At 43.1% G+C, this 14,381-nt stretch carries 12 protein-coding genes and 1 tRNA gene; 1 reads left to right on the plus strand and 12 read right to left on the minus strand.

Translation table 11 applies throughout. From position 1 onward, the window contains the following. Positions 1 to 123: 123 nt before the first annotated feature. Positions 124 to 2,217, minus strand: a complete 2,094-nt coding sequence (locus tag EC328_RS08455; RefSeq protein ID WP_128426379.1) for a YcdB/YcdC domain-containing protein — start codon at positions 2,215 to 2,217, stop codon at positions 124 to 126. Positions 2,218 to 2,229: 12 nt separating this feature from the next. After that, positions 2,230 to 2,619: an ATP-binding protein gene (locus tag EC328_RS08460; RefSeq protein WP_240671465.1), complete on the minus strand. Its 390-nt coding sequence runs from the start codon at positions 2,617 to 2,619 to the stop codon at positions 2,230 to 2,232. A gap of 161 nt (positions 2,620 to 2,780) precedes the next feature. Here EC328_RS08460 and rd point away from each other — a divergent pair, with 161 nt between their 5' ends. After that, a complete protein-coding gene (rd, locus tag EC328_RS08465; protein ID WP_128426380.1) occupies positions 2,781 to 2,939 on the plus strand; it encodes a rubredoxin in 159 nt (52 codons plus the stop codon). Positions 2,940 to 2,966: 27 nt separating this feature from the next. On the opposite strand, the gene yihA is transcribed toward rd, so the two are convergent. From yihA to fabF, 10 genes are all read right to left on the minus strand, one after another. Beyond that, positions 2,967 to 3,584, minus strand: a complete 618-nt coding sequence (gene yihA, locus EC328_RS08470; protein WP_128426381.1) for a ribosome biogenesis GTP-binding protein YihA/YsxC — start codon at positions 3,582 to 3,584, stop codon at positions 2,967 to 2,969. Next, positions 3,571 to 5,928: an endopeptidase La gene (lon, locus tag EC328_RS08475; RefSeq protein WP_128426382.1), complete on the minus strand. Its 2,358-nt coding sequence runs from the start codon at positions 5,926 to 5,928 to the stop codon at positions 3,571 to 3,573. Before lon ends, yihA begins: the two co-directional genes overlap by 14 nt. Before the next feature lie 48 nt (positions 5,929 to 5,976). Further along, on the minus strand, positions 5,977 to 7,254 hold the full coding sequence (gene clpX, locus EC328_RS08480) for an ATP-dependent Clp protease ATP-binding subunit ClpX (RefSeq protein ID WP_128426383.1): 1,278 nt from the start codon (positions 7,252 to 7,254) through the stop codon (positions 5,977 to 5,979). A gap of 11 nt (positions 7,255 to 7,265) precedes the next feature. Further along, positions 7,266 to 7,850 (minus strand): ATP-dependent Clp endopeptidase proteolytic subunit ClpP, encoded by a 585-nt coding sequence (gene clpP, locus EC328_RS08485; protein ID WP_128426384.1) that lies wholly within the window; start codon positions 7,848 to 7,850, stop codon positions 7,266 to 7,268. Positions 7,851 to 7,868: 18 nt separating this feature from the next. After that, positions 7,869 to 9,158, minus strand: coding sequence for a trigger factor (gene tig, locus EC328_RS08490; protein ID WP_128426385.1), 1,290 nt, complete (start codon positions 9,156 to 9,158; stop codon positions 7,869 to 7,871). Between the two features lie 125 nt (positions 9,159 to 9,283). Next, positions 9,284 to 9,367 (minus strand) — tRNA-Leu (locus EC328_RS08495). Positions 9,368 to 9,468: 101 nt separating this feature from the next. Continuing rightward, positions 9,469 to 10,302, minus strand: coding sequence for a DegV family protein (locus tag EC328_RS08500; RefSeq protein WP_128426386.1), 834 nt, complete (start codon positions 10,300 to 10,302; stop codon positions 9,469 to 9,471). Between the two features lie 17 nt (positions 10,303 to 10,319). After that, complete coding sequence (gene glmM / locus EC328_RS08505) at positions 10,320 to 11,669, minus strand: phosphoglucosamine mutase (RefSeq protein WP_128426387.1); 1,350 nt, start codon at positions 11,667 to 11,669, stop codon at positions 10,320 to 10,322. 26 nt (positions 11,670 to 11,695) lie between these two features. Then, positions 11,696 to 13,045 carry a CCA tRNA nucleotidyltransferase gene (locus tag EC328_RS08510; RefSeq protein ID WP_164906084.1) on the minus strand — a complete coding sequence of 450 codons (1,350 nt, stop codon included), beginning with the start codon at positions 13,043 to 13,045 and terminating at the stop codon, positions 11,696 to 11,698. A gap of 87 nt (positions 13,046 to 13,132) precedes the next feature. Continuing rightward, positions 13,133 to 14,368 carry a beta-ketoacyl-ACP synthase II gene (gene fabF / locus EC328_RS08515; RefSeq protein WP_128426389.1) on the minus strand — a complete coding sequence of 412 codons (1,236 nt, stop codon included), beginning with the start codon at positions 14,366 to 14,368 and terminating at the stop codon, positions 13,133 to 13,135. Between the last annotated feature and the right edge of the window lie 13 nt (positions 14,369 to 14,381).

Raw genomic sequence — 14,381 nt, forward strand, 5'->3', positions numbered from 1 at the left:
TCCCTTCTATTATTTGATTGTTCTTCAACCCACTAATATTATCCCATTATCACTATTTTGTAAAGCATTCGAAAAATTTATCAGCCAGCTCTCAGGAGCTGGCTGGCAAATCTGTTTGTTTGATCAGGACCCGTTGAACGCAAATTCAAATATAATCGATGCAGCATCCTCCCTCTTAAGGAAATAGTCTGCCCTTATATAGCCTGAATTGTCACCCTTCAGTATTCCAAGGCCATATGCCAGCGTGACATACCCCTTGTAATCCTTATCTATAGCGTTTGAATCCTCGAAAATATTTGCATAAATCCCCTGTATCAATGCGATTTTTTCGTATCCCTTTGCTCTTACAACGAATTTTGCAGCCTCAGCCTTTGTTATTTTTCCTTCCCTGTTTATTTCATCATCTCTTATTATCCCGCTATCGGTCAGTTCCTGGTATATTGTATCGTCAGATACCTCTCTGTCCAGCCTGTAGGAGTTCATTGCAGCCCACAGGTATCTCATGAAATCCTTCTGGATGATCTGTGACTTTGGCATGAAATTCTCACCAGGCAATGTAATGCCGTATTCAGTGAGGATCATTATTTTATCCTTGGCATACGTGTTATCCAAATCACCATAGCTTATTGCCTGCCTGGTCCTGTAAGGATTCCCCGAGTAATCAAGAGGCTCTCCTGTAAACGGGTCGATATAGGGTGCTCTTTGAGGATTGGTTTGATATACCAGCCTTACCAGATCAGACCAGATGCCCTTCTCCTCGACAGGTATAATACGATACCCAAGTCCAAAGCCTACACTTTCAATAAGTGTTTTGTATGCTTCATCCAGGGTTATTATCCCCTCTGACAAAGGGAAGTTTCCTGAGTACCAGGACTTATTGTAGGATGCAATCGAACCATCAAAGGTATCAACGACCACCGTTATTGAATCTCCTTCCACCTGGATATCCCCAATATATCTGTTGAAAATAAAATATTGCAGCCTTTCTGCTTCAGATATATTGTATTCAATGGGACTTCTAATGGAATCCATGAGGTTAGGAATTGTTTTTCTGACGAAATCCTCAGCAATTTCTCTTGCCTTCTCCCTGCCCAATGTTGGTTTTTTCCCTTCATTGGCCGAGTTGTTGATATAGAAGGATATGAGCTCTCCAGATCTGGCATCTATAGATACCTCAATAAAAATAGAGTTTTCCGCTCCGCTGTTTTTAGAGAAGCTGGTGGACCAGTTATAGTCGTTCTTGTTCTTCCATGAGGGATAAAGGCTCTGGCTGTCCATAAGATAATCATCGCCGATATCAAGGAGATCTCTGCTTTTCTTATCAGCTTCGGCAGATGACAGCAATCCCTTAAGCTTTTCCAGTTCTTCCTTTTCTACTGGTGTAATACCCCCCTGGTCCATGGCTTCAGCTTTTCCGCCACCCATTCCATAAGGTCCATAGCCTGAAATTACCGGTTCGCCAGTCCATGGATCTATCATGGTTATATTGTCCCTCGGAGCATAAACCAAATAATGAGAAAGCTCCTGTCCGGACGAATCCAAAGGTCTTGGAAACTGATCGCTTATTTTATAAACCAGTTGAAGCCCCGGTATTTTCTTATATGCGTTCCTGGCACTTTCAAGATCCATAATACCATCAAGGCCACTGAATTCAGCATCTCCAGTCCAGTTCAAATAGAGGCTGGTGGTCTTGCCTGATCCCTTGGAAATGCTTATGTTCAAGTCATTGTCGATGAATGGGATCCCGTCTGCTGTCCTTATGAATCTGAGATTATAGTTTGGATCACTTGCAGCTGCATAATAGTTCGTATCGTCATACTCTATGCTGTTTGAAATCCCATTTCCCAGCCTTTCAATAAAACTAACTGCAAGATTTATCGCCTCGTCCTTTGTCACTCTTGGCAGTCTTTGCTCCTCAGGTGCTTTGGGATCATATGTGCTGTAAGAGGTTACAAGGCCGTTACTGTCTATAGTCACGCTTATATCGTTAAGTTTTCTGGCCGAGTCTCTCCAATTAAAGTAGTAATAAGTTCTTTCTCCATAGGAACTGATACTTGAATTGAAGGTGTCGTAGTCATCCGGGATCTCAAAAATTTGCTTTGCTTTTAAAGCCAGTTCTTCCAAATCATACTCCTGCTCTTCTCCGTAAACAACAAATGGTATCATCACTCCCGCAAGCAGCGATAATACCACCAGAATAGCAATTCTCTTGTTCATGCTACTTACCTCCTAAACGATCCGTTTTATTGAAACCACTCTGTTTCTTTCAACGTAAAGCTCGTCAGATAACCCATTGACCAGAACCAAGCCCCTGCCCCAGGATTTTAGATCGGAGGGATTATATTCCTTCAGATTATAATTGATGCCTCTTCCCTCATCCTCTACCTCTATCATGAGCTTGTCCTCGCTCATTCTAAGGGTGAGGCTGACTGTCTTTGAGGACATGCATTCGTTTCCATGAAGCGCTCCATTAACAATCAATTCGTTGAGAATTACCCTGATGTCAAACATCAGGTCCCGATCACTTATTATTCCGTTAAGTATTTGTACTGTCTTGTCTATAAAGGATTTTATGGTATCCAGATCGCTGCATACTGATCCTTTATAAATATAATCCATCGCAATCACACCCGTCATGTTCTGTTTTTTAGTATTTTACCCACTTTGAAGCATATTAATCTTTGTTATTTTATAGGCTCCCAAAATCATAGTTTATTTTCTTAAGATATATGGTATAATTAGGTGACTCAACAAAATAACAAGCGAAAGGAGATTTTAATATGGACAAATGGGTTTGTGGACCATGTGGTTATGTTTATGATCCAGCTGAGGGAGATCCAGATGGAGGCATCGCTCCTGGAACTGCTTTCGAAGATCTGCCAGAGGATTGGGTTTGCCCGGTTTGCGGCGCAACTAAGGATATGTTTGAAAAAGAATAATAATGTACTTAAAAAGACCAGTGGGAATCACTGGTCTTTTTCCTGCTCATATACTGGCAGCTGAAGATATTCCTCAAGCAACTCCCACAGCTTATCCACATTGATTTTTTTTGATGAAGAAAATGGTATTATCTGAACTTCTCCAGACTTTACCTCCAGGGCTTCCCTTATTATCTTAAGATGCCTTTCCCATTGTCCTCTGGCTATTTTATCCGCCTTTGTAGCTACAACTACAGGCTGGATATTATAAGCCCTGATCCAGTTGAACATATCTATGTCCTGAGGAGTCGGCTTATGCCTTATATCCAGGATCAGTGAAATGGCTTTTAGATTTGACCTGTTACTTAGATATTTCTCAATGATCTCTCCCCATTTTTTTCTTTCAGTTTTTGATACCTGGGCATACCCATAACCTGGAAGGTCTACAAATCTGAATTCTTCGTTGATAATATAAAAATTTATTGTTCTCGTTTTCCCTGGCTTTCCACTTGTTCTAGCCAGATTCGTCCTGTTCAGCATCGCATTTATAAATGATGACTTCCCAACATTCGATCTCCCGGCGAAAGCTATTTCCGGCAGCTCATCCTGTGGGTAGCCAGCAGGTGCAACTGCCATTGCCTGCAGATCAGACTTATTTATTTTCATCATCATCACCCTTGGCAACCAGCGCATGCAAAAGAACCTCATCCAGATTCTTCACAAGCACGAATTCCATTTTCTTTTTGATTTTATCAGGTATCTCCTCCAGATCCTTTTCATTCTCAAAGGGGATCAAGACCTTTTTAATACCCATTCTATGAGCTGCAAGCAGCTTCTCCTTAATACCGCCTACAGGCAGTACCCTGCCTCGAAGAGTGATCTCGCCAGTCATGGCAACGTCTTTATAAACTGGTGTGTTGGAAAGCGCTGATATTAAGGCAATGGCGATGGTTATACCAGCAGATGGACCATCCTTGGGAATTGCTCCTTCGGGAACATGAATGTGGATATCCATATCCTTATGAAAATCCATAGGAACATTAAGTCTTTCTGCATTTGCTCTGATAAAGCTTATCCCTGCCATGGCTGATTCTTTCATGACCTCTCCCAGCTTACCTGTGAGCTGGGTCTTGCCTGTCCCCTGCATAGTAGTTACCTCAACGGAAAGAGTCTCCCCTCCCACTGCCGTCCATGCAAGGCCGTTGGCAACGCCTATTTGATCTTTTTCCTCCACAGTGTCGTATCGATAACGACCTGCACCCAGATATCCAGAAAGATTTCCGGAATTTATCCGTACAATCTTTTTATTCTTTTCCACTATTGTCTTTGCAGCCTTCCTGCAGATTCCGGCGAGATTTCTCTCAAGATTTCTGACTCCTGCTTCCCTTGTATAATAGTTTATAACATCCCTTATGGCTCCATCAGACATAGTCATTTGGGTTTCTTTTAGACCATGCTCCTTCATTTGCTTAGGCAGCAGGTAACGCTTTGCTATTTCAAGCTTCTCTTCCTCGGTATAACCACTGATTCGAATTACCTCCATCCTGTCCAATAGAGCTGGAGGGATGCTGGAGGTGGTGTTTGCTGTTGTTATAAAGAGAACCTTTGATAAGTCGAATGGCGCGTCCAGAAAATGGTCAGTAAATGTGGTGTTCTGCTCAGGATCCAAAACCTCTAAAAGTGCGCTGGCCGGATCGCCTCTGAAGTCATTGGCAAGCTTGTCAATTTCATCGAATAGAAAAACCGGGTTTTTCGTTCCAGCCTTCTTTATAGAGCTTATTATCCTGCCCGGCATTGCTCCCACATATGTTCTCCTGTGTCCCCTTATCTCTGCTTCATCTCTGACTCCTCCCAGAGACATCCTTACAAAGTTCCTGTTCAATGAAGATGCTATAGATTTTGCTATTGATGTCTTTCCTACTCCCGGGGGACCTACCAGACATAATATAGGTCCTTTGATGGAGGTTGAAAGCTTCCTGATGGCAATGAACTCAAGAATCCTCTCCTTAACGTCCTTAAGTCCGTAGTGGTCAGCATCAAGTATTTCTCTGGCCTTTTTAATATCAATTTTTTCCCTGGTTTCCTTGTCCCATGGAAGCTCAACAATCCAATCCAGATAAGTCCTTATTACACCTACCTCAGCTGAATGGGACGGAGTTCGCGAAAGTCTTTCAACTTCCTTCATGGCCTTATCCTTGACCTCTTTTGGCATTTTTATTTTACTCAGCTTGGCTTCATAGTCCTCAATCTCTCCTGAGAGGTCATCGTCCTCTCCCAGTTCTTTCTGGATGGCTTTTAGCTGTTCCTTAAGATAGTACTCTTTTTGGATCTTGTTGATCTGTTTTCTTACTCTTTGATTTATTTTATCCTCTATCCTTAATAGCTCTATCTCTTCCTGGAGTATCTGATGGAGAACCTCAAGCCTTTCATAAAGATCAAAAGCCTCAAGTATCCTCTGGTCGTCCTCCTGCTTAAGGAATACATAAGACGCGATTACATCTGCAAGTCTTCCGGGATCCTCAATATCGGAGATTGTAAAAAGAACCTCTGAGGATACCTTGGAGTTCAGGGAGATATATTCTTCAAGATCAACAATCACAAGCCTCATAGCTGCTTCAATATCCTGACTTTTCTTGATCTCGTCAGGATTATAGCTGTACTCCTCGGCTTCAGCAAGAAAATAGGGTTCTCTCTGCACTACTTTTTTTACCTTACCTCTGTTCAAGCCCTCTACCAGCACCCTAATGCTTCCTCCGGGAAGCTTTAGCATTTGTTTGACTTTAGCGATCGTGCCTACATGATAAAAGTCATCGGTTGTAGGCTCCTCAAGCTTTGGATTTATTTGTGTACAAAGCAGTATAAGGGAATCATCCATCATGGACTTTTCCAGTGCCTGGACGGATTTCTCCCTTCCAACGTCAAAATGTATCACCATGTGTGGAAAAATTGAAATGCCTCTTAACGGTATCAAGGGCAGTACTTTGTCTTCTATTACATAGGGGTTTTCCATAATATCCCTCCTTCAATTGGAAAAATAAAGGCTCACTGCTGTGAGCCTTTAGGATGCGGATTCCTTATTGCCTTTTTTCCTGGCCCTACTTTTCTTTTCCTGGGATAATACCAAAGTAGGCTCTCCGTCATTCTCTATTGTTTCCTTAGTAATAACACATTTTTCAACGTCTGCTCTATTGGAAATCTCATACATTATATCCAGCATTCTCTCCTCAATAATGCCCCTCAAGCCTCTTGCTCCGGTCTTTCTCTCGATTGCTTTCTTCGCTATCACTCTAAGAGCAGATTCCTCAAAGTCCAGTTCAACATCATCCATGGAGAAAAGCTCCTTATACTGCTTTACAAGAGCATTTCTTGGCTCGGTCAATATTCTTACCAAAGCTTCCTCGTCAAGCTCCTCAAGTGTTACTACCACCGGAAGTCTCCCCACAAATTCAGGGATGAGACCATATTTTATAAGGTCTTCAGGCTGTATCTGCTTCAGAAGCTCGCTCATGTTTCTCCTCTGCGACTTAACGTCTGCACCAAAGCCCATAGACTTCTTGCCAACTCTTGACTGGATTATCTTGTCAAGTCCGTCAAAAGCCCCTCCGACTATAAACAGAATGTTTGTAGTATCTACCTGTATGAACTCCTGATGCGGGTGTTTCCTTCCTCCTTGAGGGGGTACATTGGCAACCGTGCCCTCAAGGATTTTCAACAATGCCTGCTGAACACCCTCTCCGCTTACGTCTCTTGTAATTGACGGATTCTCTGTCTTTCTTGCAATTTTATCTATCTCATCAATATAGACTATACCCTTTTCAGCCTTCTCAATATCATAGTCTGCTGCCTGGATCAGTTTCAGGATTATATTTTCAACATCCTCGCCTACATATCCAGCCTCAGTCAGTGAGGTTGCGTCAGCTATTGCGAAGGGTACATTCAATATTTTGGCCAGAGTTTGCGCCAAAAGGGTTTTCCCAGAGCCTGTGGGCCCAATCATCATTATATTGCTCTTTTGTAGCTCCACGGGATCGTTCTTTGATGGCTTTCTGTGTATTCTCTTATAGTGATTGTAGACTGCAACTGCCAGACCCTTTTTTGCTCTTTCCTGATGAATGACATATTCATCCAGTGTTTCCCTTATTTCAGAGGGTTTTGGAACCTCCTCAAGCTCGAAATCATTCAAGTAATCAACAAATTCCTCCTCGATTATCTCCTGACACAGCTCGATGCATTCATTGCATATATACACATTTGGACCTGCAATGAGCCTCTTGACCTGATCCTGCGGCTTCCCGCAGAATGAGCATCTCAATTGCTTGTCGTCATTTTTTGCCATGGACTCACCTCTTATTTCTTTCTCTCCATTATGGCATCGATTATTCCATATTCTACAGCCTCTGAAGCGCTCATGTAATAGTCCCTGTCTGTATCCTTGGCTATCCGCTCAAGTGGTTGTCCCGTTCTCTCTGACAATATCCTGTTTATTCTCTCCCTGATCTCAATTATCTTTTCAGCCTGGATCCTTATATCCTCAGCCTGTCCCTGAGCTCCGCCAAGGGGTTGGTGGATCATGATATCTGAGTTCGGCAGCGCAAATCTCTTGCCTTTTGTTCCTGCTGCCAGAAGGAACGCTCCCATGGAAGCGGCTCTTCCTACGCATATAGTTGCAACATCAGGCTTGATGTACTGGATTGTATCAAAAATTGCAAATCCTGCACTTACTGAACCGCCAGGGCTGTTGATATAGATCTGAATGTCCTTCTCAGGATCCTCTGCTTCAAGAAACAGAAGCTGTGCTACGACCAGATCTGCGACAACGTCATTAATCTCTGATCCCAGCATTATGATTCTGTCCTTAAGCAATCTTGAATATATATCGTAGGACCTTTCTCCTCTGTTAGTTTGTTCAACGACTATAGGTACCAATGACATATCCATACCTCCTATTAATTAGATGAATTTAACTTTCTCATTTAACAGATTTAAAACTTTACTGTTCGATATACCCGCTTTTAAGAAGCCTAAATCTCCTTTTTTCATGTCCTCAACGAACTTCTCTTTATTTTCCTGCTTATATTGCTCAGCAAGTTTTTCCAGTTCCTTGTCAAGATCCTCCTCAGTGACCTCTACTCCCTCAGCCTTTGCAATAGCCTCAAGAACAAGGTCCGCTCTAACTCTTCTCTCGGCCACAGATCTGAAGTTGTCTCTAAGCTCCTCAACAGACATACCTGTAAGCTCCAGGTATCTTTCCATGTTGAAGCCCTGCATGCCCACTCTATACTCAAAATCCTTTATTTCATTGTCGATTTGTGATTGTATCATGCCTTCAGGAACATCAAAGCTGCTCATTTCAACTACTTTCTCGACTATCTTGTTCTCTGTCTCGATCTTTTCCTGATCCTTAAGCTGCTTCTCAAGCTCCACTCTGATGCTGTTTTTATAATCCTCAAGAGTATCAAATTCGCTGACATCCTTGGCAAATTCGTCATCAAGCTCAGGAAGCTCCTTTACCTTTACTTCCTTTATATCGACCTTGAATACTGCTGACTTACCCTTCAGCGACTCCTCATGATATTCTTCCGGGAAAGTAACATTTACTTCAACTGCCTCTCCTTTTTTCTTGCCGAGAAGTCCTTCCTCGAAGCCTGGTATAAATTGTCCTGATCCGATTTCCAGGACATGATCCTCTGAAGCTCCGCCTTCGAAGGCTTCATCATCGATAAATCCTTCAAAATCCATGGTTACAAAGTCGCCGTTGGCGATTCCCCTGTCTCCTGCGTCGATCATTCTGGAGTTCATGTTTCTCACTCTATCAATTTCAGCATCTATCATTGCATCGGTTGCTGAGTAGTCTACCTTCTCCAGCTCTATAGTACTGTAATCCCCAAGCTCTACCTCAGGCTTTACATCTACGCTGAATTTCACATTTACAGGCTCTCCAAGATTTATCTCTTCAACATCCACCTCAGGGCTGTCTACGGGTTCGAGCTTAAGCTCCTCGATAGCATCTGAATAAGCCTCAGGTAGAAGCATATTGATAGCATCTTCAAAGAATATGTCTGCTCCAAAGTTCATTTCAATTATTTTTCTTGGGACCTTACCCTTTCTGAATCCGGGTATGTTAAATTTCCCTCTGTTCTTTAAATAAGCTTTTTGCAAAGCTCCTTCAAAGTCGCCTGCAGGCAATTCGATATTAAAGTGTACCGTGTTTTTCTCCCTTTTTTCAAAAACAGCCTTCATCAATGAACCCCCTAATTTATTTTTAATATATGACACGAATTGTTGTCTCCATCACAGTATTATACCATATTCGCGCATTATTGCATACATATGAAAAAACCAATGGCAGAACCACTGGTTTTTGCTGGTGCGGGAAAGAGGACTTGAACCCCCACGTCGTTGACACTAGATCCTAAGTCTAGCGCGTCTGCCAATTCCGCCATTCCCGCATGTAATGTTAGGTGCCTTCGCGCCTACTTTATCTATTATAGCATCAGGCGTGGATTTGTCAAATACTTTTTCAGATACTTTTTTACCGCCGCCTTGATCTCTAGTAGGATACGATTATGCCCCCATCATTCACATATACAGCGCTCAAGCCCTTGGTCTCGACTATTACTACATCCTTGAATTTAAGTCCTGCAAGATCCTCCTTAATATCCAAAGCCTTTTGAAGTGCATTTGTATGCGATATGGCTAATATCCTCTCCTCAAATTTCACTCCGCTTTCTGCAATTAACTCCGCTAATCTCTTGAAAGCCTTCTTGCTGCCTCTTATTTTCTCAACAGATTCTATGTTGCCATCATCTGTGGCTTTCATTATAGGCTTTATATTCAGAATATTAGCTATCAGACCTTGCGTCTTTGATATCCGCCCATTTTTGATCAGATTGCTCAAATCATCAGAAATAAAGAATGTCTTCATATCATCGATATATTGCTCAACCTTCTCCACGATCTGCTCATTCGGCATCTTTTTTTCTATACATTCCTTGATCTTTATTGCAGTTAATGTTTCGCCAACACTTGCCGATCTTGAATTAAATACATGTATGAACTTCTCTTTCATCTCCTCAAGCATCATATCCCTTGCAAGTATTGCACTGTTGTAGGCCCCTGACAATTCCTTCGATATTGTTACCACAAAGACGCTGTCCGCGTCCACATACCTCTCCTTGAAATCTCCCGGGGAAGGACATGAGGATTTTATGGGATTTGGACTGGCCTTCATCGTACTGATCAGGTTCTTCATGTCAATGTTTTCATCATCGATAAAGGAAGCTTTATCGATGTCTATCCTAAAGGGAACCAGACTAACCTCCATTTTGCTCTTAAGCTCTTCATTCAGATCACAGCTACTATCAGCTACTATTTTATATTCCATATGACCCCTCCTTTTTCTTATTTTATCCCTATCCTGGACTCGATGAAATCAACGAGGTCCCTCGCGACATCAGTTATGATCTCATGATCCTCCCCCTCGATCATAACCCTTACCAGTGGCTCTGTGCCTGATGGTCTTATCAGTACCCTGCCCTTGCCTTTGAACATCTCCTCTATTCTCATGATCTCTTCCTTGATCTCAGGTATCTCCATGTACTTTGTCTTATATGCATTGTCGACCCTTGCATTCAATAGGACCTGAGGATAGTTTTTCATCAACCCATTAAGCTCCGATGCTTTCTTGTTAGTATCCTTCATTACCTGCAACAGGTGAAGTGCTGTTGCCATTCCATCTCCTGTGGTATTGTGCTCAAGGAATATGATATGTCCTGACTGTTCTCCACCTAGGTTGTAGCCCTCCTTCAACATTTCCTCGAGTATGTACCTGTCCCCGACTGCAGTCTTGACAATCCCCAATCCGTTTTTCTTCAGGTACTCATCCAGGCCCATATTGGTCATAACAGTTCCAACTACCGTGTCCCTTTTCAACTCTCCCTTCCCCTTCAGGTAGGAGCCGCAAATTGCAAGAATGTGATCTCCATCGATGATCTCGCCCTTCTCGTCAACTGCAATTATCCTGTCGGCATCTCCGTCAAAGGCGACTCCAAGGTCTGCACCATTCTCCAGGACAAGTCTCTGGACCAGAGCCGGTTTTGTTGATCCACAATCATGATTTATATTCATACCATTGGGCTCGGTGTTAATTGAAATCACTTCACCGCCTAACTCTTTGACTATCGACGGTCCAATCCTGTACAGGGCACCATGGCCGCAATCCATTGCTATCTTAACTCCTGTGAGGTCTACCTTGATGGCATTTTTCAGTAACTCCTTGTAATCCTCTGCTGCAGTTCCATTTATATATACCCTGCCTATCAGGTCTTTAATTGGAGGCGCAGGCAGCTCTCGTTTATTCAGGATTATATCCTCTATCTGTTCTTCCACCGCGTCCGGAAGCTTTAGCCCCTCCCCGTTGAAAAATTTGATTCCATTGTATTCACCGGGATTATGGGATGCTGATATCATTACCCCTGCCACCGCTCCGTATTCTCTTGCCAGCAAGGCTACCGCAGGTGTTGGAAGTATACCGATCGACTCGACATCCAAACCCATAGAGCATATTCCTGCTGTTAGTGCAGCCTCAAGCATATCACCGGATGCTCTTGTGTCCTTGCCTACAATGACCTTGCCCTTTTTCCCTTCCGATATGATGAAGGCTCCAGCCCTTCCTATTCCAAAGGCCAGCTCTGGCGTCAATTCCAAATTTGCAACGCCTCTAACTCCATCTGTACCAAATAGTTTTCCCATTTACATTCCTCCCTAAAATTAGGTGTTTATTCAACAGAGTCCGGAGGATAAATATCGAGCACTATCTTCATCAGATGCTCCCTGGTATTTAGTTCCGGTTTCTCAAGCACACAGTTCAGCAGGTACTCAAGAAGCTTTCCGATTATCTTGCCCTCTTTGTATCCTGCGGCCTTAAGGTCATTTCCATTTACTGCAAGATGACCCTTTTTAAAAGGTTCACCGGCTTCAAGTATCTCTCCGATCACCGTTTTTTTCTCAAGGAGCTTTGTTATGTCCTTTTTGCCCTTCTTGCTGAGTTTGTCTGCTATCTGAAGGTCTATAAGGTGGTATATGTTCTCGGATCCTACTCTCTGAAGCTGTCTCTTCAGACCTTTTTTCCTCAAATCCGGGTGATGGACCATGTGCTCTTTCACCAGATTCAGTGTTTTTTCCATAAGCTCTGTTGAGCATTTAAGCCTTTGCATAAACTCTTTCCCGATTTTTACACTCATCTTGTCATGTCCATAGAAGTGACCCACACCATACTCGTCAACTGAGAAGGTGTACGGTTTACCAATGTCATGCAATAGGGCAGCCAGCCTCAAATGGAGAACCGGTGGTGTATTGTCCAGAACGGTCAAAGTATGCTGGAAGACAGATCTGTCATGATGCGGATTCCTTTGATCAAAGCCTATTGCAGGGATCAACTCAGGAATAACCTCTTTCAGTATACCCAGAGATCTCATCATAAGGAGTCCCTCTGAAGGCTTGTCAGAAAGTAATATCTTAAACAATTCCTCTCTGATTCTTTCAACACTAACCTTGTTTAGACCTGCGGAGAGCTTTGTGCAGGCACCTGCAGTACTTATCTCTATGGAGAAGTTCAATTGAGTAGCAAACCTTACAGCTCTTAGTATTCTGAGGTAATCCTCACTCAGTCTTTCCATTGGATCGCCTACACATCTGATAAGCCTCATATCAATATCTTTATTGCCACCAAATGGGTCGATTATCCCTGTGGAGTGGCTGTAGGCCATTGCATTGATAGTGAAATCCCTTCTTTTGAGATCCTCAGTCAAATTGGTGGTGAACTCTACCCTGTCAGGCCTCCTGCCGTCTGAATATCCAATATCCTTTCTAAAGGCAGTGACCTCAACTATCCCTTCCTCCTGAGCGACAGGTATCGTCCCAAATATACGCCCTGGTTCAAAGGTCCTCCAGTCTCTGAATACTGACTCTATTTGAGCCGGATCAGCAGAGGTAGCTATGTCATAGTCAGCAGGCACCTTACCCAGGATCGAATCCCTTACACAGCCTCCAACAAGAAATGCCTCATGCCCTGAGCTATTCAAAGCATCTATTATTCGATTTACATATTCAGGTATAGTGATCCTCATTTTGTTCCTCCGCATTATACTTAAAGTATAGCATAAATCGATGTGTATATATAGAAAAAACTGCCGGCTAAAGCCAGCAGTTAACTGTTATTCATACCTTTTGAAAAGTATAGACGCATTATGTCCGCCAAATCCAAGTGAATTGGACAAGCCATAGCGAACGTTGCGCTTGACTGCATGATTAGGCGTGTAATTCAAATCGCACTCCTCATCGTGGACCTCGTAGTTGATGGTGGGAGGAACGACTCCAGTATGAATGGCCATTGCAGTAGCAATTGCCTCAACACCGCCTGCAGCACCTAAGAGATGGCCAGTCATTGATTTTGTGGAACTTATATTCAAGTTTTTTGCATACTCACCAAACAGCCTTTTTATTGCCAGAGTCTCCAGCTTGTCATTGAAGTAGGTGCTGGTTCCATGTGCATTTATATAATCTATATCACAAGGACTTGCCCCACTCTCCTTTAGGGCAAGTGCCATAGCTCTCATTGCCCCTGATGCTTCAGGATCTGGCTGAGTTATGTGAAAGGCATCTGAGGTTGAGCCATATCCGACGACCTCTGCATATATCCTGGCTCCTCTTTTCAATGCATGATCCAGCTCTTCAAGAATTACTATGCCGGAGCCTTCTCCCATTACAAATCCATCCCTATTTTTGTCAAAGGGCCTGCTGGCCTTCTCAGGCACTTCATTCCTGGTTGAAAGAGCTTTCATAGATATAAACCCTGCCATTGAAAGAGGGGTTATAGAGCTTTCTGTACCTCCTGAGACTGCCATGTCGAGGTACCCAGACTTGATCATCCTAAAGGCTTCACCTATGGCATGGGTAGCAGATGCACAAGCCGTAGCAATCGTCATAGATGAACCCTTCAAGCCGAAAGTCATTGAAACCTGGCCCGCTGCCATGTTTGCAATCATCATTGGTATAAAAAGCGGACTTATCCTTCCAGGGCCTTTCTCATCCAGATTTTCCTTTTCTGCTTCCAGGGTTGTTATCCCGCCAATTCCTGAACCGATTATTGCTCCAGCTCTGTCAGTATCGATCATTGATAAGTCGATCCCTGCATCATCCAGAGCCATTTTAGTACCTGCAACTGCATACTGAGCGAACATATCCATCCTCTTTGCTTCCTTTTTCTCCATGAATGCAGTGGGGTCAAAGTCCTTTACCTCAGCTGCAATCTTTGTGTCATGCTCAGAAGCATCAAACCTCGTTATATACCCTACTCCAGATTTTCCATCCAGCAAAGCATTCCAAAATTCATCCTTACCGATCCCGATAGGCGTTACTGCTCCAAAGCCTGTCAGTACAACTCTTTTCATATATCCACCTCTT

This window comes from Gudongella oleilytica (assembly GCF_004101785.1).
Taxonomy (GTDB): Bacteria; Bacillota; Clostridia; order Tissierellales; family Tissierellaceae; genus Gudongella; species Gudongella oleilytica.

Coding starts and splice junctions, on each gene's coding strand:
- yihA (WP_128426381.1), bottom strand. CDS start 3,584: ATGAAAATAAATAAGTCTGATCTGCAGGCAATGGCAGTTGCACCTGCT.
- EC328_RS08500 (WP_128426386.1), bottom strand. CDS start 10,302: ATGGAATATAAAATAGTAGCTGATAGTAGCTGTGATCTGAATGAAGAG.
- rd (WP_128426380.1), top strand. CDS start 2,781: ATGGACAAATGGGTTTGTGGACCATGTGGTTATGTTTATGATCCAGCT.
- clpP (WP_128426384.1), bottom strand. CDS start 7,850: ATGTCATTGGTACCTATAGTCGTTGAACAAACTAACAGAGGAGAAAGG.
- EC328_RS08460 (WP_240671465.1), bottom strand. CDS start 2,619: ATGGATTATATTTATAAAGGATCAGTATGCAGCGATCTGGATACCATA.
- tig (WP_128426385.1), bottom strand. CDS start 9,158: ATGAAGGCTGTTTTTGAAAAAAGGGAGAAAAACACGGTACACTTTAAT.
- clpX (WP_128426383.1), bottom strand. CDS start 7,254: ATGGCAAAAAATGACGACAAGCAATTGAGATGCTCATTCTGCGGGAAG.
- glmM (WP_128426387.1), bottom strand. CDS start 11,669: ATGGGAAAACTATTTGGTACAGATGGAGTTAGAGGCGTTGCAAATTTG.
- EC328_RS08455 (WP_128426379.1), bottom strand. CDS start 2,217: ATGAACAAGAGAATTGCTATTCTGGTGGTATTATCGCTGCTTGCGGGA.
- fabF (WP_128426389.1), bottom strand. CDS start 14,368: ATGAAAAGAGTTGTACTGACAGGCTTTGGAGCAGTAACGCCTATCGGG.
- EC328_RS08510 (WP_164906084.1), bottom strand. CDS start 13,045: ATGAGGATCACTATACCTGAATATGTAAATCGAATAATAGATGCTTTG.
- lon (WP_128426382.1), bottom strand. CDS start 5,928: ATGGAAAACCCCTATGTAATAGAAGACAAAGTACTGCCCTTGATACCG.